At 53.7% G+C, this 22,714-nt stretch carries 23 protein-coding genes and 2 pseudogenes; 10 read left to right on the top strand and 15 right to left on the bottom strand.

What is annotated here, in order from left to right:
• Positions 1-347: 347 nt before the first annotated feature.
• The 6 genes and pseudogenes from AEP_RS18565 to AEP_RS18525 form a co-directional block, all read left to right on the top strand.
• Positions 348-1,328: pseudogene (locus AEP_RS18565) on the top strand (N-6 DNA methylase); the annotation flags it as partial.
• A gap of 274 nt (positions 1,329-1,602) precedes the next feature.
• Complete coding sequence (locus tag AEP_RS18560) at positions 1,603-2,583, top strand: DNA-binding protein (protein ID WP_087496767.1); 981 nt, start codon at positions 1,603-1,605, stop codon at positions 2,581-2,583.
• 14 nt (positions 2,584-2,597) lie between these two features.
• On the top strand, positions 2,598-4,082 hold the full coding sequence (locus tag AEP_RS18555) for a tyrosine-type recombinase/integrase (RefSeq protein ID WP_087496766.1): 1,485 nt from the start codon (positions 2,598-2,600) through the stop codon (positions 4,080-4,082).
• A 152-nt stretch (positions 4,083-4,234) separates the two neighbouring features.
• The gene (locus tag AEP_RS18550; RefSeq protein WP_087496765.1) at positions 4,235-5,044 is read left to right on the top strand and encodes a Crp/Fnr family transcriptional regulator; all 810 of its coding nucleotides are present in this window, start codon (positions 4,235-4,237) and stop codon (positions 5,042-5,044) included.
• 1,383 nt (positions 5,045-6,427) lie between these two features.
• Entirely contained in the window at positions 6,428-6,619 is a 192-nt protein-coding gene (locus AEP_RS18530; RefSeq protein ID WP_157673221.1) for a hypothetical protein, read from the top strand.
• Between the two features lie 15 nt (positions 6,620-6,634).
• Positions 6,635-7,117 (top strand): tyrosine-type recombinase/integrase, encoded by a 483-nt coding sequence (locus AEP_RS18525; RefSeq protein WP_087496760.1) that lies wholly within the window; start codon positions 6,635-6,637, stop codon positions 7,115-7,117.
• Here AEP_RS18525 and AEP_RS18520 read toward each other — a convergent pair.
• The 8 genes from AEP_RS18520 to AEP_RS18485 form a co-directional block, all read right to left on the bottom strand.
• The gene (locus AEP_RS18520) at positions 7,069-7,395 is read right to left on the bottom strand and encodes a type II toxin-antitoxin system PemK/MazF family toxin (RefSeq protein ID WP_087496759.1); all 327 of its coding nucleotides are present in this window, start codon (positions 7,393-7,395) and stop codon (positions 7,069-7,071) included. The genes AEP_RS18525 and AEP_RS18520 overlap by 49 nt on opposite strands.
• A gap of 84 nt (positions 7,396-7,479) precedes the next feature.
• Entirely contained in the window at positions 7,480-8,280 is an 801-nt protein-coding gene (locus AEP_RS18515) for a hypothetical protein (RefSeq protein WP_157673220.1), read from the bottom strand.
• Positions 8,281-8,441: 161 nt separating this feature from the next.
• Complete coding sequence (locus AEP_RS18510) at positions 8,442-8,945, bottom strand: hypothetical protein (RefSeq protein WP_087496757.1); 504 nt, start codon at positions 8,943-8,945, stop codon at positions 8,442-8,444.
• Positions 8,946-9,497 (bottom strand): Lcl C-terminal domain-containing protein, encoded by a 552-nt coding sequence (locus AEP_RS18505; protein ID WP_087496756.1) that lies wholly within the window; start codon positions 9,495-9,497, stop codon positions 8,946-8,948.
• A 12-nt stretch (positions 9,498-9,509) separates the two neighbouring features.
• Positions 9,510-10,088 carry an HD domain-containing protein gene (locus AEP_RS18500; protein ID WP_087496755.1) on the bottom strand — a complete coding sequence of 193 codons (579 nt, stop codon included), beginning with the start codon at positions 10,086-10,088 and terminating at the stop codon, positions 9,510-9,512.
• 2 nt (positions 10,089-10,090) lie between these two features.
• On the bottom strand, positions 10,091-11,188 hold the full coding sequence (locus AEP_RS18495; protein ID WP_157673219.1) for a hypothetical protein: 1,098 nt from the start codon (positions 11,186-11,188) through the stop codon (positions 10,091-10,093).
• 20 nt (positions 11,189-11,208) lie between these two features.
• On the bottom strand, positions 11,209-12,210 hold the full coding sequence (locus tag AEP_RS18490; RefSeq protein WP_087496753.1) for an Lcl C-terminal domain-containing protein: 1,002 nt from the start codon (positions 12,208-12,210) through the stop codon (positions 11,209-11,211).
• Positions 12,211-12,240: 30 nt separating this feature from the next.
• The gene (locus AEP_RS18485) at positions 12,241-12,471 is read right to left on the bottom strand and encodes an addiction module antitoxin (RefSeq protein WP_087496752.1); all 231 of its coding nucleotides are present in this window, start codon (positions 12,469-12,471) and stop codon (positions 12,241-12,243) included.
• 411 nt (positions 12,472-12,882) lie between these two features.
• On the opposite strand from AEP_RS18485, the gene AEP_RS21415 reads away from it, so the two are divergent.
• Positions 12,883-13,071 carry a DUF2958 domain-containing protein gene (locus AEP_RS21415; protein WP_087496751.1) on the top strand — a complete coding sequence of 63 codons (189 nt, stop codon included), beginning with the start codon at positions 12,883-12,885 and terminating at the stop codon, positions 13,069-13,071.
• A 127-nt stretch (positions 13,072-13,198) separates the two neighbouring features.
• Here the strand turns inward: AEP_RS21415 and AEP_RS20805 are convergent, their stop codons facing one another.
• The 3 genes and pseudogenes from AEP_RS20805 to AEP_RS21180 all read right to left on the bottom strand — a co-directional run bounded on the left by AEP_RS20805 (position 13,199) and on the right by AEP_RS21180 (position 17,535).
• Complete coding sequence (locus AEP_RS20805) at positions 13,199-15,928, bottom strand: hypothetical protein (RefSeq protein WP_157673218.1); 2,730 nt, start codon at positions 15,926-15,928, stop codon at positions 13,199-13,201.
• Positions 15,929-15,948: 20 nt separating this feature from the next.
• Positions 15,949-16,737, bottom strand: coding sequence for a ParB/RepB/Spo0J family partition protein (locus tag AEP_RS18475; RefSeq protein WP_157673217.1), 789 nt, complete (start codon positions 16,735-16,737; stop codon positions 15,949-15,951).
• A gap of 7 nt (positions 16,738-16,744) precedes the next feature.
• A pseudogene (locus AEP_RS21180) lies at positions 16,745-17,535 on the bottom strand (ParA family protein).
• A gap of 75 nt (positions 17,536-17,610) precedes the next feature.
• Between AEP_RS21180 and AEP_RS18465 the strand changes: the two are divergent.
• The 3 genes from AEP_RS18465 to AEP_RS18450 all read left to right on the top strand — a co-directional run bounded on the left by AEP_RS18465 (position 17,611) and on the right by AEP_RS18450 (position 18,788).
• Entirely contained in the window at positions 17,611-17,874 is a 264-nt protein-coding gene (locus tag AEP_RS18465) for a CopG family ribbon-helix-helix protein (RefSeq protein WP_157673216.1), read from the top strand.
• On the top strand, positions 17,858-18,226 hold the full coding sequence (locus AEP_RS18460) for a type II toxin-antitoxin system PemK/MazF family toxin (protein ID WP_157673215.1): 369 nt from the start codon (positions 17,858-17,860) through the stop codon (positions 18,224-18,226). The genes AEP_RS18465 and AEP_RS18460 overlap by 17 nt, the downstream gene beginning before the upstream one ends.
• Positions 18,227-18,446: 220 nt before the next feature.
• A complete protein-coding gene (locus AEP_RS18450; protein WP_087496746.1) occupies positions 18,447-18,788 on the top strand; it encodes a hypothetical protein in 342 nt (113 codons plus the stop codon).
• Positions 18,789-19,637: 849 nt separating this feature from the next.
• On the opposite strand, the gene AEP_RS20800 is transcribed toward AEP_RS18450, so the two are convergent.
• The 4 genes from AEP_RS20800 to AEP_RS18435 all read right to left on the bottom strand — a co-directional run bounded on the left by AEP_RS20800 (position 19,638) and on the right by AEP_RS18435 (position 22,713).
• On the bottom strand, positions 19,638-19,832 hold the full coding sequence (locus tag AEP_RS20800; protein ID WP_157673057.1) for a hypothetical protein: 195 nt from the start codon (positions 19,830-19,832) through the stop codon (positions 19,638-19,640).
• A gap of 359 nt (positions 19,833-20,191) precedes the next feature.
• On the bottom strand, positions 20,192-21,559 hold the full coding sequence (locus tag AEP_RS18445; RefSeq protein ID WP_087496745.1) for a 3-dehydroquinate synthase II: 1,368 nt from the start codon (positions 21,557-21,559) through the stop codon (positions 20,192-20,194).
• A 42-nt stretch (positions 21,560-21,601) separates the two neighbouring features.
• Positions 21,602-22,054 carry a cupin domain-containing protein gene (locus AEP_RS18440; protein ID WP_087496744.1) on the bottom strand — a complete coding sequence of 151 codons (453 nt, stop codon included), beginning with the start codon at positions 22,052-22,054 and terminating at the stop codon, positions 21,602-21,604.
• Complete coding sequence (locus AEP_RS18435; protein ID WP_087496743.1) at positions 22,045-22,713, bottom strand: TenA family transcriptional regulator; 669 nt, start codon at positions 22,711-22,713, stop codon at positions 22,045-22,047. The genes AEP_RS18440 and AEP_RS18435 overlap by 10 nt, the downstream gene beginning before the upstream one ends.
• Between the last annotated feature and the right edge of the window lies 1 nt (position 22,714).

The raw sequence follows: 22,714 nt of genomic DNA, 5'->3' as shown, positions 1-22,714 counted from the left end.
TGAATACCGCCACCCATTCCAATCCAAACCTTACCAGTCATTCCAGTTCATATCTACCTGCCCAGCAATCAGTCAATGCTGCTGAATTGGCCCGCTCATTGGTCGATTGAATCGGGTTAGCTCGATCACGCCCTTGAATGTCTCTGATAGGCTGGAAGCAGCCGTTCGTAAATCCCAAAGTCCCACAATCAATTAATCGTTTTCACTTGGGGAGTACATGTTCAGGGGTTAAGCCACACAGTGCGCATTCAGGCCATGGAAAGCGGGGGCCGTGGTTAAATTGACGGCAACGATGGGGAGGCATCAGTCAACAGTGATTGATGTGAACGCAGGGAACTCGACACCACATGCTCGACGATATTAAAAAGACACTTTGGGCCACGGCATTCAAGCTGCGTGCCAACATGGACGCGGCCGAGTACAAGCACCTGGTGCTAGGTCTGATTTTTGTAAAGTACATCTCCGATACCTTTGCCGCGCGCCGGGTTGACCTGGTGGCAAGGCTCACCAATCCCGGCGATGAGTATTACTATGAAGGTGCCAGTGCCGCAGACCTAGAGGCCGAACTGGAGGACCGGGATTACTACAAAGAAGTCAATGCCTTCTGGGTGCCCGAGGCAGCACGTTGGGAAAGCCTGCGTTCCGCGGCAAAGCAGCCGGACATCGGCCGGCGCATCGACGAGGCCCTGACCTTGATTGAGCAGGAGAATCCGAAGCTCAAGGGCATTCTGGACAAACGTTACGCCCGTGCACAGCTGCCGGACGGGAAACTCGGTGAACTGGTTGACCTGGTCTCGACCATCGGGTTCGGTGACAACCCCAGCACCGCACGGGACGTGCTGGGCCAGGTCTACGAATATTTCCTGGGTATGTTTGCCAGCGCTGAAGGTAAGCGGGGCGGGCAGTTCTACACCCCAGCATCTATCGTGAAGACCCTGGTTGCTGTTCTCGCACCGCACACGGGCAAGGTATACGACCCGTGCTGTGGCTCCGGGGGCATGTTCGTTCAGTCCGAGAAGTTCATCGAGGCCCACGGCGGCAAACTGGGTGATGTAAGCATCTACGGCCAAGAGGCCAACCCCACCACCTGGCGGCTGGCTGCCATGAACCTGGCCATCCGTGGCATCGACTTCAACCTGGGCCGCGAACCGGGCGACACCTTCACGCGCAACCAGCATCCGGACCTGCGCGCCGACTTCATTCTGGCCAACCCGCCGTTCAACATCAGCGACTGGTGGCACGGTAGTCTGACGGGCGACCCGCGCTGGGTCTATGGTGACCCGCCGGCAGGAAACGCCAACTGGGGTCCTTTGAACCATCTTGCGTTTTAGGACGTTTCAGAACCTAGTATCCATGCGGGTTTCAGGACCATGACATTCCAGAACCCGCATGGATACTGGATTTTCTGACCCCCTTGAACTTCGTTTTTTACCTCGACTGTCCTCTCAAAGCATCCTGACGGCAGCAGTCCAGCCTTAAAAGCCACTTCTCTATCTCTGATAATAATATTTATCTGATTACATGTTGTTTTTTTGGAAGTGATTTATAGTTACATAACGTTATTTATGTTTGTTAGTTAACTGGTTTTCTCTTGGAGTCACCATGGCCCGCCCCACTATTGCTACCAGCACTGATGTGCGCGCCGCAGTCCTGGCCCTTCTGCGCGATGCGGGGGCAAGCGAATCCCCTTCCGGGCAAACCTTTCGCCGTGTGGTTTCCGTACGTAAGGTGCGCGCCTACCTGGGCGGCGGTAATCCATCCACGATCGGACGCGAAATCAATGCTGCAGAGGCCGAACTGGTGCGGGATGGCGCGCCATTGCCTGCTCTTGCAGAGCTTCCTGCCGACATCGCGGTCCTGATGACACAACTGTGGCAAGCCGCCGTTGGCGTCCAGCTGGATGAAGTGCTCGCGCTCAAGACGCAGGCTCAGGGTGTGGCTGATGCAGCCCGCTCCGCCCTAACAGAAGCGCAACTGCGGTGCGAAGTCCTGATGCAGGAGCTGGTGGAGTTGCGCGCCGGTATTTCAGAGCGGGATGCACGGCTCGCTCAAGCGCTGGCCAAGCAGGCAACACATGAAACACAGATCACTGCGCTCACAGCGGAGTTGGAAGTATCCCGCGCACGCGCGGAAAACCTTGGTGCAGAGTTGGCGGCCAAGGAGGCATCGGCCTCCGCAGCCATTGCATCCGCGCGTGACCGCTACGATGGTTTGGCCAGGCAGTTGATGCTGGAAACCGAGCAGCAGCGTCAGGCTACCCAGCTTGAAAATGGCCGCTTGGCCGGTCAGCTCAAATTTGCCGAAAAACGCGAGGCCACTCAATTGGCTCGGATCGCCCATGTGGAGAATGAACTCCAGGAAGTCCGGGCCCAGAAAGACCAAGCGGTGGGCGAAATATCAGCTTTGAAGTACGTCAACACGGCATTACGTGCCCAAGTGGATGGTTTTCTGAGCGCATTGCCCAAATCCCAAGCCAACGGGGCACCCCCAGTCGCCAATCTGGCCAAAGCTCGAAAGCGTGTGACCAAGTCCGGCCAAAACGTTGCGTCTACCAAACGCACTAAGCCCGAGTCCTTGTTGTGACGCAGGCGCCGTCCATGTCCACCTCCCATGTAGTCCCCCGCTGGGTGGATTACGGCGTATCGCCGCCCCAGTGGTTGCCACAAGATCCTTCCGCCGCGGCCTTGTACCTGACCGAAACTTTGGGCCATCCCGTATTTGAGACTTGGACCTGGCAGCGCCTGGTACAGGTCTTTGGAGCTTTGCCCGACGCCAAACGAAGCAAGCCCAAGGTGTGCAGCCTGCTGATCGAGGTCGCGCAGGTCACCGAGGTCTGGCATCAAGGCAAATTGCAGACGCTGACGTCGGAGCAGGCCCCTGATGTGGCGCAGGTTGTTCTCTCGCTGCTCAAAAGCCAGAAGAAACGGTTCCGGCAAGTACCGACCGGGCAGAGCAAGGTTGTGGATGCAGAAGCGTCAGCGTCTTTCGGGCCTAACGTGGCACCCGGTTTGGTCCCTTGGCTGCAGCGCACGGGAGGCCTGTACAACCCCCATCCTCAGACCAACACGCTGGGGGTGGAGGACGATTACGCGGCGCTCTCCCTGTTTTTGCGCGAGCGCGCAGCACGCTCTAAACACACTTGGCGTGCTTACTTGTCGGAACTGGAAGGGTTGGTGCGCTGGTGCACCACGCATGGCCTTGGGCCTCTATCCGACTTGACTCGCGCAGACTTGCTGCGTTATCAGGTCCATTTGCGTGGCCCCAAAGACGGGGGGATTGGAAAGGGGGACACGTCGCAAGCGCGTGCATTGGCCGTGGTAGCCAGTTTGTTTCGCTATTGGCACAGCACTGGGTACTTGTTAGGTAACCCGGCAGCCGGATTGACGACAGGTGCGCGTGCCCAGGCTGGCTTTACCCCCACGCGGTTTGTACCAACAAACCTTTTGCAGCAGTGTGATACCTGGGTGGTGCAAAGTGTGGCGGTCAGTCCGGACGTGCAACGTTGGCGGCGGGCGGCCATTTGGATTTTGTTCCGCTATAGCGGAGCGCGTTTGGCCGAGTTGGCCTGGAATGCCGAGGCGAAACTGCCGCGACTGGACATGGATAGCCATGGTGATGCCGTCCTGACGGTGATAGGTAAAGGTGGGAAGGAACGTTGCATCCCTTTACCGGCCATGGGCAATGCCGTATTGGCGGGGTATCGACAAGCACGCGGACTGTCGGCATCACCTGCTCACCTGGAGCAAGTGCCACTGATCCATGGCGACAAGGGTGGTGCGCTGGGGGCCCGCGGGCTGTATGACGAAATCCGCATGGTGTTGCAATCCGTAGCCCGCGCAATACAGGAGACAGACCCCGCCGGGGCTACCCTTTTGCGGGAGGTCTCACCCCACTGGCTGCGCCACGCCTATGCCAGAACATTGGTGGTCGACAAACGGGTGCCACTGCCGGCGGCGCAGGCTTTGCTTGGCCACGCCACGGTGCAAACGACGGCTGCCTATGCAAAAACCGATTTACGGCAATTGCGGGAGTTTGTGGAAATCGGTTTCAGCCCCCGCGCTGCCCAAAAAAGTAGCATGTAATGAAGAAATCCAAGGCGCAGTTGAAATAAATCAATGAGTGCACTGCGAATGCCGATACCACTAAAAGCAGGGAACGTCGTGAATGCAATTTACGACTGTCCATATCTGCGTGTTCGTTAATGGTCTCACTTGTTTATGCGATGATGACCTAAATGCAAGACACAGGAACGTTTGTAGGCGGATATGCCTACCAAAAATTACGGTCACTGGGATGTACTGAAGCTACGGCCGCATCCTATGCAACCAAGACATCCATTAAGTCATTTGAGTCGGGGGAAATAATTTGGAGGAAGGGGCAGACAATATCGCATTGGTGCACGATCATTAATGGACTTGTATCTTGCTCTCTCATTGATGAAGAAAAAAGAGATATCCACGTCGCGCTTTTCAATGAAAACGCATGGTTTGGCGAGCACGCGATATTGTCTGAAAAGCCGAGTTTTGCGAATTATCGCTGCCTGGTTTCTGTAGATACGCTGCAGATTGAGGCCGGCTGCATACGTGAGATGCTGAGTACAGAACTTGCATTTGCAACCAAACTCGCAAAAGTGCTGGCGTGGCGGATGCAACGCACCTCAGAAATGCTGATGCTATTCCGGATGGGAAATCCGGCATTACGTTCTGTCATTGGTATCAGCCAATTTGCCGAAGCTCTGGCCTACGACTCTGACAGACCATCCGCCATGGAAATAGGCTCCAAAGTATCCATATCCATCAATCAATCTGTTTTGGCCTCACTTTGCGGGGTGTCTCGAAGTCGGTTTTCGAGCGTCCTACACTCTTTAGAAAACAAAGGTTGGCTGCGTTTGGAGTACGGAACGATTGAGATTTTGAATCTACCCGCTTGGCATTCATTTGCAGCCTCAAAGAGGTCTTTGCACTTTATCAATTACGATCCCACGATCGATGAATTACTCGACGAGCTAAATGTATGCCTGTTTCGTCTAAGGAGCCTCGCCTGAACCGATGAGACTTTTTGCATGAAGCAAGTCAGCCTAGCTGCGGCAATGGTCTGCTTTGAACTCAAGACCGAGAGAGTGCACAAGCGGGATTTACCCGACGAGATGGAGCACGTGCTTCCTTGGGTGGAGTTGGAATCACTGATTGTCCAATGCCCACCCCTGGGTGAAACCAGTCGCCCCCCTTTTGCAGTACTCAACTTGTTGTGCATCCACTTCATGTAACAATGGTTTGAATTGACGGACCCGGACATGGAAGAGTTACAGAACGACGTTCCCCGACACCGTGAGTTTGCTAGTTTGTCAATGCCACTTTTAATTTCCACAGATGGAATTTTTCCAGTTGTTGAAAATCATTAAAGCAAAGGTCAGTTTTCGATAATTTTTTGTGGGATTGCAGCGGGAAAAGCCAATCAGATTCAATCAGAAAATTGTAATGCCTGGCCTGTTGCTATACGGAAGGTCATTAGTTTCACATAACAGTCGCGGCCACGACTGTCGGTCCTGAAATGGTTGGTGCGGCACCAATCTACAAAATTATCAGGATCGATCTCAACGCGGATGACCTCTCGGCCGTCTTCAATGATTTGCTCACATACTCTATGTGTGGACGCGAGCCAGTCCGCATATTGAGCGGGAAATTGCTGTCCATCCAAGAAGATCCTGCGGATTTTGTCATACTGCTCAGCGCGATACCAAGGAACGCCGGCCTTCTATTTAGACTTTTTCATGCTTGATAGGGCAACACTGATTGACAAAAATTTTCGTCTTCTCCGCTATGGAAAAAGAACGTACTTCGCACTTGACCAAAGCCCGAAAGCTGTAGATCGGATCGTAAACAATCAAAGCATCGCTAATGAATTGGGTAACGGTCGGTAGTAAATACAGAGCAGGCCAAACTATTGATGTAATCAGGGTGGTGTCTCTCTTGGTGATGTGCAGTTGAATCAGACACGACTATTTGTTCAATGCATTCAGATTCAGCTTATGTCATGCTACCTTTCGAAACCTTGTGTTATTTGCAACTGGGTGAACACACCAGGTGAGCACGCCCTAGAATTTTGCGCGTTGTCATATCGGATTGAGCGCTTCTTTTGCCACATAAAAAGCAAGTCCTGCTAGCGTCACTGAAGGACTGCGCAGCAGTAAACGGTGAGCCGTTTTTTGCTTTGTGCTTGTAGCGTAGACCATCACCTGTAATCTCAGATTTTTTGGTTTGAGTCATTGTTTAATTTTACGAGAGAGTGTGCACGATTTTGTCTGATGACATAGTCGGCCCTGAAAATCCCCCTGAACCCGCATGAATGCTTAGTTTCGAGGGTGATTGCCGATGTCAATAACACCCATATTCGTATCCAATGGGTTTGAATTTCTGGGAGTTTTTGAATGCCGATGGATGCTGCCACCGAAGACTTTTTCCGCTTGCGCCTGGACCACATGATTGACCTGCGCCACGCGCTGGCGGTGCTGGCCTCGCGTATGCCGTGGCAGCAAATTGAAGCCTCGGTGTCCCACGTTTTCAGTGGCAAGGTTCGCGCAGGCAAGAAGCTGCCCGGCATTGATCTGTTCGGTGAGTAGATTCAGATAGCGGCGGTGAAGTCCAACGCCGGACGCCCGCGCGTACCGCTGCGCACAATGATTGCGCTGCTGTACTTGAAGCACGCCTTCAATGAAAGCGACGAGAGCGTGGTGCAACGCTGGTCGGAAACTCCGGTATGGCAATACTTTGGTGGCTGGGCGTACTTTGATCAGACCTTGCCGTGTGACTCCACCACACTGGTCACCCCGGACGGGGTTTATAAGCTGCTGCGCGAATATGCAGCCCTGGCCAAGATCGACATCGAGGGGCTAGGGCCGCACAGCCTTCGCGCCACCGCTGCAACCAATGCACTCGACCATGAGGCCGACATCGCCAAGGTGCAGGAGTGGCTAGGCCATGCCAACATCGCCACCACCCGCATCTATGACCGCAGACGAATGCGGCCAGAGGATTCGCCTACCTTCAAGGTTTCGTACTTACACCGGCACTATTTGGCCAAGCCCAGGTGGACGCGAATGGCGTCCTCCACCGCCTGAATATCGGCTTTGTTGACCGTGCCGAATTGGCTTTTGAGGCGAGCTTTGTCCGCAGCCATGATTTGGTCTGCCATCGCCTTGCTGCTTTGGCCATCGACCGACACGACCGCTTCACCGGGGTACTGACGGCCCGTGTTGCTGGTCAAAGGCACGACCACCACACGGGACAGGTTTCTATTGGCCGCATCGTTGCTCACAATGACGGCAGGGCGGGTCTTGCGAATTTCAGAGCCGACAGCCGGGTCAAACTCAACCCACCACACTTCACCGCGCTTCACTTTGCCTGTCCTTGGCCGGTGCGCTTCTCTATACCCGCCATTGGAACTTCTTCCGCCCAATACGTGCCGTTCAACACCGATTTACTATGCATTTTGTTCCTTCCACCAGCGCAGCAAATTGTCTTCAGAAAATTGAATGCGCCAAGGGTTGGGCATGATGGGCACCCACATGACCACATCGCCACAGCGTTCTTCAAAGCGAATCTCCGAGAGGTCATCGGGGCCGCCTGGAAAGGCATGGGCGCTCATGATGTTCACCACTGCCTCCAACGCCTCGGGCAGTTCTTTGAGCCATGCGCCGCCATCGCCCGCCGCTTGAGCATTTTGGATATACGCTTTCAAACCAAATTGCGCCTGCTCCACGGCTAGACGCTTATGCGCCCGCGCGTCGGCATCCATGCCGTACGTCCAAAAATGTTCGAGCCTGTCAGAGCGGTCGATAGGGTCAAGCTCGGGCGGTAACGTGGCAGCATAAAGACCGAGTTTGCTAATGCGCTCATCATCAAAATTGACGCGCCAACGCATGAACTGACTATCCAACGCTAAAACTTTTGCGTCGTAGAAAAAGTCATTCCAGTTGGTGCCAAAGCTCCAAGGCTCGGTGATTGGAGTGAAACCCGCGTGCGGCACAGGCTCTGCGTTAAAGTTCACAAAGTGCTCGCTGACCTCAAAGCGAACGATCTTGCACAAGGTGATGGTGCGCCCTTCGCGGTACAGGGCCACCTGGTCTAAACGACTTTGAAACACCTGCGCGGCAGCCTGGTTGCGCTTGAACAGTGCTTGTCTGCGCCGCGCTTCTTCGGGGTGCCGCCACTTGTCCACCCGCTCCCACGCCAGCAAAAAAGGAAGGATCAGAAGCTGAATCAAAAACGGTGCATCGACCACGGCTTGGCGCGGATTGCGAATCCCGTCCCGCGCAAACCGCGCGGTGGCTTGCAGACTGCGCACGAGCAGCAACCAACATCCTTTGGCGAACATGTACAACACGGTCACGCCAACGGAAAAGACAAGCACGCTGCCCAAGCCTTGAAGGATGTCGAGCAGCGTCATAGCTCACCATGCTTTTCAACGTGTGGCCCCACCCGCGCCGCAGCCGGTGCATCAGCCCCATCGGGCCACGCCGCCCGCCCACGCCAGCGGCGCACACGCCAAACCCATTCCAGCGCGTATTGCACCGAGGTCCAGATTGAAAAGGGCACCAGCCCCAATCCGCCCAGCATCATCAAGCTCGCCTGCAAAGGTGCTTGTGCACCGACGTATTCATGCCCTTTGTAAAAGAAGGAATGCCCGGCCCAAACACCCCATGCGTAATACCCCACGGCACACGCACACAGCAGCGACACGCAACTGCAAGCCCCAAATGCCAACAAGTTCCAGCCGCTGGGCGCGGCCACACGGTCTCGGCGGGCCAGTTGCAGAGCACTGGCCCGGATGGTTTGAAGGAGCTTGGGCGATTTCATGTTCGGAGCATCGGTGTACTTGTTATGGCTTATCTTTTGCTTGGCCAGGCCGTCAATCAACAAGCCCAAAGCGGCTTGCACCGCTGCCAATCACTGGCTGGCACGCACCAAACGAACCTGGTAATCGAAGCTTAGGCCGCTGTAATCGACGCCGCCATAGCCGAAACTGACAGCCCAAGCAGCACGCGAATCTCGCACATAAGGCGATGATGACCAAAAAACGGCATGCGCATTCGGAAATTTCTTGGCATCTATCGTTGGGCTGTCGGAGCCGCCGTTGCAGCCACTCGCAACCGCTGGAGCGCCATCTTCAATTTCTGTCTTTGTTTTTTCAAACCCGGTGCTGCACACCAGCAAGCTGGCCAACTGGCGGACAGTAGGCACACGCCAATCGGTTTTGCCGTAGACGCCGCCCTCGGCATTTAACCTCTTCGCCGTAGCCAGGGCTTCATCAAAAGTGAAGGTCTGAGCTTTGCCTGTGCAGGTGTTTTCTTCCCATGTTTGCCCCAAGGCGCAACGCATCCATTCATTGCCATCCATCACCACCGTTGGCCCAGGTTTTGAGCAAGCCGACAACACCCAGACGGCCATCAGGCTCAAACCAAGACGACTCAATGTTGAGCTTGAAGTCCTTGAAAACATGAAAATGTCCTTTCAGAGGGGAAGAGTAAGGGGATAGCGATCGCTTTTCTGTCTGAGCCGCTCGGCCAAGTAGGCGTGGGCATCCCCAAGTGCCAACAGTATGGTTTCACCTTCACGGGCATACAGGCCCGCTTTTTCGCCTGACCAGTGTGGGGGCGGTGGGCTGGAGAGGTTGCTGATGCGGTCGGCCAGCTTGACGCACCACACCGAAGGCGGCTGCAAGCGAATACGCGCCAAACTGTCGGCCATGGCCTCGGCTTTTGGCAAATCATCACGTTTGCTTAAAGCCAAAACACCATTGGCAACAGCTTGGCCAAATTTTCGTGCCAGCAAGTCGTGACTCACACCCTGGTCTTCTATAGAGTCATGCAAAACCGCGCACATCATGGCCAGATTCAAGTCTGGCAGGGCTTGGTGCTGATGCGCCACCAAAATTTCCATAGCCACATGCCCCAGATGCTGCAAATAAGGACGTTCGCTCCCCGGCATGGTTTGCTTGGCGTGCGTTTCAGCGGCAAAAATCCAAGCGGACAGCCACGCATCAGTGCCACTCAAGCTTACTGGGTTTTGCACGGGGGGTATGCCTTGCATGGTCACACTTTCTTTGATTCGAATGTGTTGGAAGGTACGCGATGTTGAAACGTCCATACGTCGCGCTCAATCAATGGATTGATCTCTTGCTCCAGCACTGCGGCATCTTCGCCCTCAAAGTCGGCAAAGAAAGCAATCAAGCCGTAAATCTTCGTTTCAAAGTCCGGGTCTTTGACTAGTTCTCTGTGATAGTTGGAACCCTCCAACAGCGACCAGCGCTGCACCTCGATGTCGCTGCCTTCTCTATGCATGCGCAGCGTCAATTGATAGCTGTAAACAAACTGCCCCACGCGGGCCGCTTTGACTTCCTCTTCGTCAAACACATGTTCTAGTTGCCCATGCTTGCGTGCCATGTCCACATGCGGGGCGCAAAGTTTCCACGCGGTTTGCAATGATTTCTGTGCCTGCTGCAAATGCTGTTGTGCTTCCAACAAGGCCGAAGCCAACTGACTGCGGCCCCGCGCTTGGTCTTTCTCTGCATCGCGCTCAACGCCTTGGGCAAGGCAGTGCAGCAACTCGGCCAGCTCGTCGTAATACAAGTCTTTCATACTGTCGGCCAGCAGGTAGTGCTCCACCGACTCACCGCGCACAAACACCCGGCTGCGGTGGCGCAGCCCTTTGGCAAAGCGCCTGAAATACGCCCACCAATCCGGGCAGTCGGTGAAGTTGTGCTGCCCAATGTGGGGGTAGTCGTCCACAATTTTCAGCAGCAACTGGTCAATGTCGTATTCAAACGCATGGTACTGCTTTTTGAAGGCCAGCAGATACTCCAGCAATTCGCGCGGTTCTTGGCCATTCAAGGCACAGGTATTCGCCCGCTCAAAATATTCCAGCACCGGCACACGCACATCGCTGATGGCATTGGGCCGATCACGCCAGCCGTGCTTGCCCAGCAGCAAGAGCATGGCCACCGCACGCTTCATGCACAGGTGAAAATAAGTGCCATCGCGCTCGTCGCGCCCGCTGCCGCCCCAGCGGGTGCGCTCACGGTCGCGGTCAAAACAGGCATTGCGCATGGCCGCCCAGCACGCTTTCAGCTCTGATAGCGGCAGGGCTTCGAGGTCGGTGGCGGTGAGGAAGGCTAGATCGTCAGAGGTCATTGAAGAGGGAGCATCATCCATCAGTCGCAGCTGCGCTGGCATTCTCGAATGCAAGAGTTCTCGCTAATGCCACCCCATTCTCGGCATCTTGCTTCGCATCTGCGCACCTCCGAAAAACAAAGCGAGCGGTTGCTGGCATTGCGGTCGGCATCGCGCTGCGCAGCAGCGGCGTCCCGCTGCGCAGCAGCGGCGTCCCGCACCGCATTGGTTTGCCGTTCGGTTCTGTCCACGGCGGTGAGCTGGTCGGAGGCCTTGACAGCAAATTCGCTTTGCGGGAAGTACTGAATGATCAGCTCATACAACTTGGCTGCGCTGTAAGTTTTGCCGTTGATCTCAGCATTCTTGCCGCGCTGGGCTTGGCCCGCGAGCATGTACAAAGCCTGCGGACCTCTGGCAAGCAGGTTTTTCATCTCCGCAATAACCCCTTCTCGGGCATCAGGGATCTTGATGGAAAACGCCGAAGCAGCTTCGCTGCCCGATAACTGACTGGCACGAACCAACCGAACGCGCTTGTCGATGTCGCGGTTGCGGTTGTCGACCCGGCCATTGAGAAAATCGACGACCCAGCCAAAGTATGAATCGCCCACATACGGCGAGGACGCCCAAAAATCACTATCTGACACAGCAAGAAATGCTTTAGTGTTGATGGTTGGACTGGAATAGTCATCATCGCACCCCTTGGCAATGGCTGGGCCACCGTCTTTTGGGTCATTTTTTTCTCTGGTCTGTCCGCTACTGCAATAAATCAAACTCGCCAGTTCACGAATAGTAGGCACACGCCAGCCATTCCCGGCCTGCTTTTGCGCTTCATCCAACGTGAACATCTTAGCTTCACTAGCACAGGTTTTACCATCCCACGTCTGCCCTACGCTGCAGCGCTGCCACACCAAATTAGTGGCTTTGTCCCAAATCAGGTTGCCTTCCCTATTGGTGAAATACGGCTCGGCTTGGCTAGAAAGCGGCAAACACGCACCCAGCGCACACGTCATAGCCAATAGCCATTGTTTAATGGTTGTTTTCATTCAAGTTTTCCTTTCTGAAGCGTCAGAGACTTACCGCGCTTCGCTGTGCATGTCCTTGGCCAGTGCGTTGCACCACTCTTGCGCTTCAGTCTCACGAGCGGCATCCGCAGCCATGGCACGGTAGCCATCATCCAGCGATGTGTCCAGGACGTGCGGGCGCAGCAAGTCCTCAATGAACTGGCTCATGCGGCGTTTGCCGATGGTGCGGTACAGGCCGTCATACACCACTTCGTCCAGTGTGATGGTCATTCTTTTGTGCATGGGACACTCCTAAACACGTTATGCGCATAACGTATTTTATGGCTAGTGCTGCAATGGAGACAACAAAAACCTTGTTTGCTCACGCGGGTTTTTTTCTGTCACAGATACAGCAACCCTCCAGCCAGGCTTCCTCTCTCGCAGTCGGCCAGTCTAGCCCACGCCCTATCGCCGTCAAGCCGCTACGCTTTCCTTGACTGCTTCAGGGCACCCGCGGGCTGCCCGCCTCGACGTGCGAGCTTCGTCAGCTCGCGCATCGAAAAATAATCATTACAAATCACTATGGAGATTCATCAACTGCTCCCCCAGGAGCTACGCGCACGGTTCCCGCAAATAGGAGCCACAGCAGGGCAAGAAAACCCGCTCGTTTTAGCAAAGTTCTTTTACCCCGACTTTCACTAGACGCGGTACGCCATCGAGTTCGACGGCATCGACACGTTCTATGGTTTTGTGAACGGGGACTTTCCCGAGCTGGGTTCCTTTTGCCTGAGTGCGCTCATGGAAGCGCGTGGCATGGTTGGGTGCGCAATTGAGCGTGACTTGTACTTCCAAGACACACCGCTTCAGGTCATCCAGCAAAGGGCTGAAACGCGGTATTTCTGATAGCGCGAGCGGCGAAGCGCGTGACCTTGGGAAACCGGGGTCACGGCGCTTTTCGCCGCCTCCCCACACCCACGTGACCTCCCCCTGGATGGTTAGCATAAAACATAACGAACGCTTTTCTGAAAATCTAGTCTAAAAATTGAATTTTGTAAACATTAGCAGCTTGTCCATCTTTTGTTATCAAATAATAACCTCTGCCATAATTATTTGTCAGTTTGACTGACATATATGTTGAGGTCTTGCCAGGCAGAGATATGCCAATATCGGATTTCGGAACTGCCAATTTGGCATATACATGAGAAGCAAAAGCAACTGAGGATGTCATCCCATTTTTATAAAGCAGTCCGAAATTGGAATTTGTAGTCCAGCCTGAAGAGTAATTCTTATAAACCGACGACTTTCCAAGTGAAAGATATGAATACCATATATCTCCATCATTAGGATTAGATGGAGGCGTAATGCTCACAAATTCACTTGGATAATATACTATGCCGACTGGCTGAGTATTTAGGAATGGCCCATTGACAGAAATGGAAATATCGCCATCAGATCTTATTTTTGAACCAGATGGATTAAAATACAATCCAACGAACGTTCCTGAGTAGTCTACTGATTGCCAATACCCTGCTGTTTTAGAGTAAGAATGCCAGTACTTTGGTAAAACTCCATGGTCAATTCCACCGGGAGGTATATCTACAAGCAAATACAAGTGGCTATCAGTGTGACGAGCTACTAAATAGCCTTTGTAAGCGTATTTATTTGTAAAATAGCAAGTTGCGTCAGAATTTTCAAGAAAATCTGACTCAATACTTAGAGTGGCAACTTTTATAATATCAATTCCCGCCTCACAAAGTGGCGTTTCCACTTTCGCAGGGCTTATTGATACGGCAAATGGCGAGCCAACGATATCGGAGCCATTATATTTAATACTCAGCATTTTAGATGTTGAATCAGATGTTATATCGCAAGTCACATTCAATACTGAAACGCTACTATCCCCCAAAATAGAGCAGTTGGCCCCACCAATAGAGGCAGTGAGGCCACTGGAAAGAGGAAAATTACCGCCAGAAATAGTAAACTTGACACCGCTGCCTGCCGTTACACTCCGTGGTGAAGCATTTTTCAAATACACATCCTTTGTAGAGTCGACAACGGTAAAATACCAAGAATAAGCACCGACGTAGTTCGCATAGTAAGATGCGAAAACATCTTTTGTTTGCTTATCAAATGCTTCAATTGCTGCCGCTTTAGAAGCCATTACGTTATCCGTCAGCTCAACAGCATTGATATACATACCAACAAGCTGCCGTGCCATATCAACACTCGCAACGGCCCTACTCACACTGCCAGGTTGCGCCACAATAGAATACAAGTCTTTAACAGAATCGAAAGCATCGAGAAAATGCTTCCAATACGCTACGGTTTTCTCTCTTGTATCTAATTTTGAAAAATTGGCAGTTGCTAAGATTGTTCCATCTACGGCAGTAGAGCCAATGTTAGACAATACGTCAATCGTTTTGATTTTCCCAAAAACTCCATTTAATCCAGTAACAAAATCTTTGCATGATTTAATTAGATTCCTAGGCGAGTCAGTTTTGCCTTTGATGTAGTCACTAGAATCAAGATAGCATGCAACAGTATCTGGAGCTAGCCCAATAGCCTCGATAGATTTTTTTAGTTTTTCCAATCTATCTAAGTGTTTGACTCCAATGGCAGTTGATTTCAGCCTGTTTGCCATCCCCTGTGATACGTAAATATCAACTGCATCAATCTCCATTGACAAGATTGCAGAAGCACTTCCTAGCATATAGTCAAATGTCGCTCTACCGTCTGTTGTAAACAAACCAGCATAAGCAGTAAAGAACCCCGTTTCCTCACTAATATAAGAAATATTTTGCCTTAATTCATTGAGTTTAGAATCCCTATCTGACCTAAACTTAGAAATAACAGTTCCTACGTCTGGATTATTTTGTCCAATATTTCTATTTTTAATTCCAAACATCCAGTCGCGCAAAGCTACAGAATCGTAACCATTAAAATATGGGGCGCCATATCCCACATTTCCATCTGAAGTAAGTTTATTTGCAATCTGCTCCATATAAGAATTATTTTCGGCAGACTCCTTGTGGTCACTCAGAACAGCAATAAAATTACTGTTTGGCGCAGGAATATTAATCTTGAAATAATTAAGTAAATAATTTTTATCGTAATTGAACGGAGTGTATCCGTTTTTTAAGGAAGAATAAAATGATGAATCCTGTGATGCGCTCTTAACACTTTGATATGTTGTGGCGAGCACGTCATTACTTGATGCAACCTGCACCTGAAGATTCTGAGCGATATACTTTGCTGCTAGTTTGTTTTTTTCGTCATATGCATCGGAATCTGGCATGTAATTTTTAAAAACTGAGGAGCCTAGCCCTAGCTCTGCAACGATTTTTTTATCTGCATCATCCACTGTCATTTCTGGCGATGACTTTAAAAGCCCATACACCATTGATGTCAGTGGCGTAATAATTTCTGGCTTTCCAGGGGCTGCAAGCAGTGTATATGGACTAATGATTGCTTGATTTGGATTGTCAGAGTCAATTGCTCCAATGCCAACATAAGCAGCTAACGCACAATTACTATTTGGGGCTGGGGCTATATTAAATAAACCTCCAATAGTTGTCTTCACGGACAATTCACCACTGTCTAGTTGATGATTATTGTTGCAATCCCAATAAACATCGGCTCCAGAGATATATCCGTCAATCACTTTCCCAGATATTTGCTCACCACCACCACTACTTCCGCCGCCGCAACCAGTGACAAGACAGGCAATAGAAAGTAACAAGCCACTTCGCAGATACTTCACCTCAGACCCCTTATGTGACGTTAAATTAAATTGTCGATTAATTTTTTGATCTCGGAAAGTTTCTGCTTTTCTGATTTATCGAAACTTTCAACACTAGACTCTAGTGTTTTCACAGCAATCCAAAGCGCCCTCTCTGCTTTCTGAAAAGGCGTATCAGACCGCTTGTCTTCTTTCAATGGCTCTCCTGCTTTACGCGCACGTGCTGCGCGTACAGATGCCTGGCCGGTTGTTTTTAAAGTATGCCACGCCTCTTGCATGGCTTCGGCATCCATCCGGGCAAGCTCCACTAGGAACGATTTTGAAGCTATGTCGGACGTCCGACATTGGACTTCTATAGCTTCCGGCAGCTTAAGCAGTGAAAGCAATTCCGTGACGGTGTTACGTGCCTTACCGATAACTTTAGCAGCATCTTCCTGGGTGTAGCCGTGGGTTTCCATGAGCCTGCCGAGCGATTCGGCCAGCTCCATCGGGCGCAGATTTTCGCGCTGCACGTTTTCGATGATGGCCACTTCGTCAGTGTCACCCTCCGTGATAACGGCGGCAATTGTTGGGCGTGAAAGCAACTGGTGGGCGCGGAGGCGGCGCTCCCCGGCCACGATCATGTAGCGCTCACCTTCCAAGACTTTCACAAGCACGGGCTGGAGCAAGCCTTTGGCTTCGATGGACTGTGCCAGCTCCATCAAGGCGGATTCGTCAAAGAATTTGCGCGGCTGGTCAGGGTTCGCCTCTACCTGCTGAATGTCCAGCTCAATGATGCGCGGCAAATCTGCACTCGCCCCGAACATATCGGCGCGAATCTTGGCACTCATTGGCGTCTTATTTTTGGGAGGCATGGAGTTCAATAAATTTTTGGGCTACGACCTTGTATTGCTCAATTCCTGGCGAATCAGGGAAGAGTTCGAGCGCGGCCTTGGATTCAACATTGGCCCTGTCAAACACCGTCGAACGGTTGACCGGCTCAAAGACTTCGACGCGCCTCGATGCGACCGATGCGCGGAGTTCTTGCAGGGCTTCGGCATCGTGGGCGGCACGGGCATTGAACAGTGTGGGCAGGATGCCGATGATTTTGAGGCCCGTGTTGGCAAGGCGGCGCACGTTTTCAATCGTCTCCATGAGCAGCGGAATGCCCATGATGGAGAGGTAATCCGTCTTGCACGGAATCACCACGGCATTCGAGGCTGTGAGTGCGTTCACCGGCAGCAGTGACAGCGTGGGCGGGCAGTCAATCAGGATGAAGTCAAAGCGGTCACGCAGTGACGCGATTTTTCCTTGAGCACTGTGGCCACACCAAAGGGCGATACCAATTCAGTCTCAGCGTTGGCCAAGCGAATGCTGGCCGGAATGAGCGACGGCGCACCATCAATGATGAGCGCATCGAGCGGCGCATCTTTGACCAGGCCGAAATAAAAAGTCTTGCCCGTGGCATCCAGCTCACGCAGGCGGCGTGGGTCAAGTCCATGCACGATAGACAGCGAGCTTTGCGGGTCACTGTCGATAACAAGCACACGCTTGCCCGCCTCGACTAAGGCGCGAGCCAGGTTCACGGTGCTGGTGGTTTTGCCGACGCCTCCCTTCTGGTTGGCGACGGAGATAATTGTTGCTTGCATGGTTGTATCATAGCATCCATTTGACTTTTTGTGAATACTGCGTAATACTGTACGCATACTATGAGGAAAGAAAACATGCCAACCCCACACTATCAGCGCTTTGCTATCAGCATCCCTGCGCCGATGGCAACACAAATTGAAGAGGTCTGTAAGGTCGAAGGCCGCAACCGCTCGGAGTTTTTCCGTGAAGCGGTTCGCTTCTACATGAACGCCGGTCGCGCACCACAGCCGCCCCAATTTGTCATGCCAACCAACGAAGAAGAGCGTAAGGACAACCCTTTCCGCCTTTTCGCCGAGTGGAACTCGGAAGCCGATGCCGCCTATGACTCCCTCCGCTAAACGCTCCATGTCCTATTACCGCAGTTGGGACATCGTGGTAGTCCCCTTCCCTTTCACTGACCAAAAGACCAACAAAGTCCGCCCTGCCGTCATCGTTTCGACGGATGCCCTGCGACAGCGCAACGGCAAATACATCGTGGCCATGATTACCAACGCCACGAACGCCGCTCAGTATGGTGATGTTTCCATCAGTGAATTGAGTGCTGCCGGGTTGCCCATTGCATCCGTGGTTCGAACCAGCAAGGTGGCGGTGATTGAAGACGCTGACGTTCACAAGCGCGTCGGAACGCTTCCCACCGCCGATAGGAAGCTGGTGGCCGAGCAACTTCGGGAGTACCTGGCCATCGACTGAATGAGCCACACACCAAAAATGTCGGACGTCCGACATAGCCACACCATGAGCACAGACCGCCCTCCCCTCCCCCATGCTGCACAACCTCTCAGCGATGCGGACATGACTCGCCTAGCCGAGCTTGTCGAGCAAGGCCCCGAGTTTGTAACCGTGCGGTCTGTTTCGGAAGACGTGGATGCACTCGCTGGCGAGTGCATCGCGTAATCCACCCATCACTTTTATGACCCCTACCCTCCCCCACAACCCGGAAGCAGAAAGCGAAGCGACTGCTATCAAAGCCCTCAGCAAGCCTGACCCGCTGCTTGAGGAGCTTCAGGTTGTCCGGCTGGAGGGGCGCTATTTCTGTTTCGACCGGCATGAGGCCAAAAACCGCCAAGGGGTGCTCCAGTACCGTGACGGCAATCGCGGCCTGGTGATCGAGGTTTCACCCCGCTATGGCCACCCGTCAGTGCTGGCGTACAAGGTGCTGCAAGCGGTTTTTCGCAAGGTAACGCTGGAGGGCAAGCCCTACCCCGACACGAGCCGTTCAATTAAAGTGTTGACACGAAGCTGCGCTCGGTAAGGCTTCCTCCCTGGCACTGAAATGGGGAGTAGTTCTAGCAGCCTGTTGCTGGCTTGAATGGTTTTGTGAATGATCACGATAGCCCGATCTCAAGGGCTTCTATCCTGAATTGGCTTGATGTAAACGTAGCTCTGAATTCGATACGAAGATTCGGTAAAATAGAATCAATATAATCGCCACGCTTCTGCTGCCAGCACGCGCAACCTTGGCGGTTTTTTTATGGCGTTTCCGCTTTCGTGTTGCTCCGCTAAAAATAGGTGTTGACGAAGGATTCGGTTTACGTCAGTCTTGTTGCTGGCACGAGGTCAAGGGCAAAACCGCCAAGGCTCAGAATGGAAAATAGACGGCGCAACAGGCTGCAATCTGATGAAGACAAGGCTTGGGAAACCATGGCTCCCGTCGGACGCGAATTCGGAAGTCCTGACTACGAGCGACTGGCGCAACAAGATGCGCTGGAATTTTGGCTCCGGCTTGCGGAGCTAGTCGTTGTCGCGCGAATTGCAGCCTCTGCTCAGTGTGAACCCGAAGATCCCGGCGAAAGATCAAGTGCGCACAATGTCCAGGTCGCTCTGCGAGAGTGGGGTCAAGACGTAAGCTTGCTTGTGGCCGCCTCTGTGTGGCGGTCGTACTCCAATTCGGTATGAGCCGAATGGTTGAGCGGTGCGGAGACAGTTCATTCAGCAAAGTCGGCCCTTTTCTATTTCTGCGCGTCTCCCAATCGAAATACGGCTGACTGAGCTACAAGGCATGTGAATAATCAGAAGTTGTTGAGAAAATTAAGCCAGTTTTTACTGATTTCATATAGAAGTTTATGAGACAAAGTGCAGAAGTTAGTGAGACTACTTTTTGCTAATTCCCGAATGCTGACTGTTCAAGGCGCATTGCTGCGCTTGAAATTTGACGAGCTGCGGATTCAACGGATGTGACGTACTGACCATTACCAAATTGATTTAGCTTTGCGGCAAGCCTCTCAGCCTCCAGAACAAGTCGAAATAGGCTTTTAGCAAGCACTTTTGCGGAGGGTTTACGTTTGCTAATAGTCATGTTGATTTCCAATATGAGATTTCAAAATAATTCTTCTCACTAACTTGTGCTTTTTCCCATTTACTTTTAATTGTTCACACCAAAATCAGGCATCGCGGCGGGTAGCCAAGTCCGCAAACAGAAGTGAAAAACCCCAGCAGACGCGGGGCCTGACGGGGTTAATCGACATGCAAAGAGAGTGTCTTTGCAAGTTTTATGGTGGTGAAATACGGACTTGAACCCAAACCTGCTCTTCCAACAAATGCCCTCCAATTGATGGTCGCTGTCCTTACACTGCGGAAACCTTGGGCGATTCAAAGTTGCCTTCGGAGTGACTTCATGCTCGGGTTCGCTGGAGCATCAAAAGTCTTCATTTGCCGTTACTGTTCAAATATGCTTTCCGAAATTCGCAATCCTGTATGCCGCCCTGGAAGCTCAACATGAGCCAGCAGTTCGTCACCTGGTTCCACCAAGGTCGCATGTCGCACCTTCCTATCTGCACCCATCAGGCGGACATGCCAGTCATTCTGCAGGAATGCGTTTAGGTAAACACGGTCCGGATCCTCGTGTGCAAGCGTTTCCTGACTTGGCGTCACCGCCCGCTTGGCCGCGTTCGTTGACAAGATGGCCTCCCGCATCTCCGGGCTCACGCTGTCGAGCGAGACACTGCAACGGATCTTCAGCATCGGCCGACGCTCGATCTTGGCCCGGCCCACCGTCACGACACGCGAATTGCCGTGCAGATCGACGCACAGCACCTCGGCACCGGCCCGCATCTCGTTGAGGTACTTGACGTTGTCGTCCGGACCCCAGATGTACGAGTGCACGGCGCCGGCATTGACGCGGAACTCGCGCAGGTTCATGTGCGGCAGGTAGTGCGTCTCGGAACAGACGAACAGCCCGCCCCAGCCGGTCGAGCCAACGATCATCCCCTCTTCGACCGACATCATCGACGTGCAGTCGACGCAGACCCGGTGGCCCAGCCCCGTGTGCTGCACCTCTTCGACGAGCGCCTTGACCAGTTGGATGCGTGTGTCCCGGCGTTGATCGATGCGCTGCGACAGGTTCTCGACCACCTCGGCATGCTCGGTGCGCAGCACGACACCGATGCCGTGCTCCATCGTCGCGAAGGCGTTCAGCGACTGATTTATGTCGTCGACCACCCCTTGCAGGCCCTTGATCGGCACGTTGCGGAAAATCTTGGTTGGCTTGCCTTCGGCCTTAGCCAACAGCAGCTCGTACGGAATGTAGGTGGCATGCTCTATGTCGATCACGACGAAATCGTCGCCGCGCTCGCAGACCTCGATGCAGTGCGGGAACTCGCGCTCCAGGTCCATCACGTCGATGAACAGGCCGGCCTTGTGGCCCAGTGCAGCGGCCTGGCGGCGAAGCGGCTCTTCGCGCGTCATCACCCAGGCACCGGGCTCGAGGTCTTTCAGCTGCGCCGACGCATCGACGACGACGACCTTCTGCTTCGCGGTGGTGAACGTGCGATGCTGGGCGTGTTCGACCACGATGTGGGTGCAGTTGCTCTGCTCGACCATCGGCAGGATGCGCTTGCTTGGCAGCTTGCGCGCATCGAACCACCACTGCACGACGCCGCTTGCCTTGAGTGGCGTGGGGCTCTGGTCGGTCGGCCCTTGCGCGACCAAGTCGAGCGCCTTGAGAGTCGCGGCGGCGGGTAGTGCCACATTCGCATCGGGAATGGCGGTCTGGAGCGCAGTGGCGCACGCTGTCAATTTTGACATGATGGATCCTCGTTTCTCAGTATGAATGGGTAGTCAGTGCTCTCAGGCCTCTTCGCGCAGGGCGACGCCCAGGTTCTGCAGGTGCGGTGCGTTCTCGCAAGCCAGGTAGGAGGCAGGTTTTTCGGCGCTGAGGTTGATATGCTGGTGCCAGGCCCAGACCGGGATGTAGAACGCGTCGCCGCGCTTCCACGCCACCTCGCGCTCGCCGATGACTGACTTGCCCTCGCCTTCGAGCACATAGATCAGCGTCTCGTAGTTGTGCCGGTGCTTGCGCGTGCTCTGCCCCGGCTCCAGGCCGCCGACGGTCATGCTGATGACCTTCGAGGGCAGGTCGACCACGTTGACCTGGTGCCGGCGCTCTTGCGAGAAGTCGCGGTCACCGACGTGGGTATTGCCGACAACGTTGGCGTGCAGCAGCCGGTCCGGCAGCGTCGCGTCGAGGGCGGCGGGGACCTTGGCGAAATCGCCCGACGAATGGGTGGTGGTCAATGACATGCTTGCTGTGCTCCATCCAGGACGCCGTTGAAGAACTCCAGGCGCGCATCGATCATGGCCTGCGCACCCTCCAGGATCAGCGCCGCGTCCTGCGGCCGCTCGGACTGAATGCGCAGCAGGATCTGCCGCATCGTTTCGGCATGGTCGTCATCGCACTCGACGTGGATCTCGAAGAACTTCAGCTGCTCGCGCTTGACGCCGTTGGCAAGGAAGCCTTCGATGATGTCGCTGTACAGCGGCGCAACGATGGCCTCGGCACCCAGGCACAGCGCGCCCAACCCGTAGGCCGGGTTGCGCTGCTTGCAGTAGTGCAGCGCGGTGTCGATCAGGTGTTCGGTCTCGGGGAAGGTCGGCACCTCGTGTTGGTGCACGCCCAGCTCGGACAGCATGCGCGCGAACAGTTTGGCGTGCGGTTCGCTGTCGTCTTCGCCGAAGCCCAGCTCCTCGGCCAGGTTCTCGGCCAGGCGCATCACGTCTTCGTTGTCGCGCAGGTTGGAGATCAGCGCGCACAGGTAGCGGGTGAAGTAACCGCTGTACTTGGCTTGCTGAGCCAGGAAGACGTTAAGCTCATGCCGCGTGATGGTGCCCTCGCGGCAGCGCTGGATGAACGGATGCTCGCGCAGGCGTTCGACATGGGACTGGGTGATGGTCTCGAACATT

This window comes from Curvibacter sp. AEP1-3, assembly GCF_002163715.1.
In the GTDB taxonomy this organism is placed as follows: Bacteria; Pseudomonadota; Gammaproteobacteria; order Burkholderiales; family Burkholderiaceae_C; genus Allorhodoferax.
Note: the sequence above shows the minus strand (reverse complement) of the source record. Positions and strands in the feature narration are given on the sequence as shown.

Excerpts from the sequence above, each read along its gene's own strand:
- AEP_RS18560 (WP_087496767.1), top strand. The coding sequence starts at position 1,603 with ATGGCCCGCCCCACTATTGCTACCAGCACTGATGTGCGCGCCGCAGTC.
- AEP_RS18555 (WP_087496766.1), top strand. The coding sequence starts at position 2,598 with ATGTCCACCTCCCATGTAGTCCCCCGCTGGGTGGATTACGGCGTATCG.
- AEP_RS18550 (WP_087496765.1), top strand. The coding sequence starts at position 4,235 with ATGCAAGACACAGGAACGTTTGTAGGCGGATATGCCTACCAAAAATTA.
- AEP_RS18530 (WP_157673221.1), top strand. The coding sequence starts at position 6,428 with ATGCCGATGGATGCTGCCACCGAAGACTTTTTCCGCTTGCGCCTGGAC.
- AEP_RS18505 (WP_087496756.1), bottom strand. The coding sequence starts at position 9,497 with ATGTTTTCAAGGACTTCAAGCTCAACATTGAGTCGTCTTGGTTTGAGC.
- AEP_RS18500 (WP_087496755.1), bottom strand. The coding sequence starts at position 10,088 with ATGCAAGGCATACCCCCCGTGCAAAACCCAGTAAGCTTGAGTGGCACT.
- AEP_RS18495 (WP_157673219.1), bottom strand. The coding sequence starts at position 11,188 with ATGACCTCTGACGATCTAGCCTTCCTCACCGCCACCGACCTCGAAGCC.
- AEP_RS18490 (WP_087496753.1), bottom strand. The coding sequence starts at position 12,210 with ATGAAAACAACCATTAAACAATGGCTATTGGCTATGACGTGTGCGCTG.
- AEP_RS18485 (WP_087496752.1), bottom strand. The coding sequence starts at position 12,471 with ATGCACAAAAGAATGACCATCACACTGGACGAAGTGGTGTATGACGGC.
- AEP_RS18475 (WP_157673217.1), bottom strand. The coding sequence starts at position 16,737 with ATGAGTGCCAAGATTCGCGCCGATATGTTCGGGGCGAGTGCAGATTTG.
- AEP_RS18465 (WP_157673216.1), top strand. The coding sequence starts at position 17,611 with ATGCCAACCCCACACTATCAGCGCTTTGCTATCAGCATCCCTGCGCCG.
- AEP_RS18460 (WP_157673215.1), top strand. The coding sequence starts at position 17,858 with ATGACTCCCTCCGCTAAACGCTCCATGTCCTATTACCGCAGTTGGGAC.
- AEP_RS18450 (WP_087496746.1), top strand. The coding sequence starts at position 18,447 with ATGACCCCTACCCTCCCCCACAACCCGGAAGCAGAAAGCGAAGCGACT.
- AEP_RS20800 (WP_157673057.1), bottom strand. The coding sequence starts at position 19,832 with ATGACTATTAGCAAACGTAAACCCTCCGCAAAAGTGCTTGCTAAAAGC.
- AEP_RS18445 (WP_087496745.1), bottom strand. The coding sequence starts at position 21,559 with ATGTCAAAATTGACAGCGTGCGCCACTGCGCTCCAGACCGCCATTCCC.
- AEP_RS18440 (WP_087496744.1), bottom strand. The coding sequence starts at position 22,054 with ATGTCATTGACCACCACCCATTCGTCGGGCGATTTCGCCAAGGTCCCC.
- AEP_RS18435 (WP_087496743.1), bottom strand. The coding sequence starts at position 22,713 with ATGTTCGAGACCATCACCCAGTCCCATGTCGAACGCCTGCGCGAGCAT.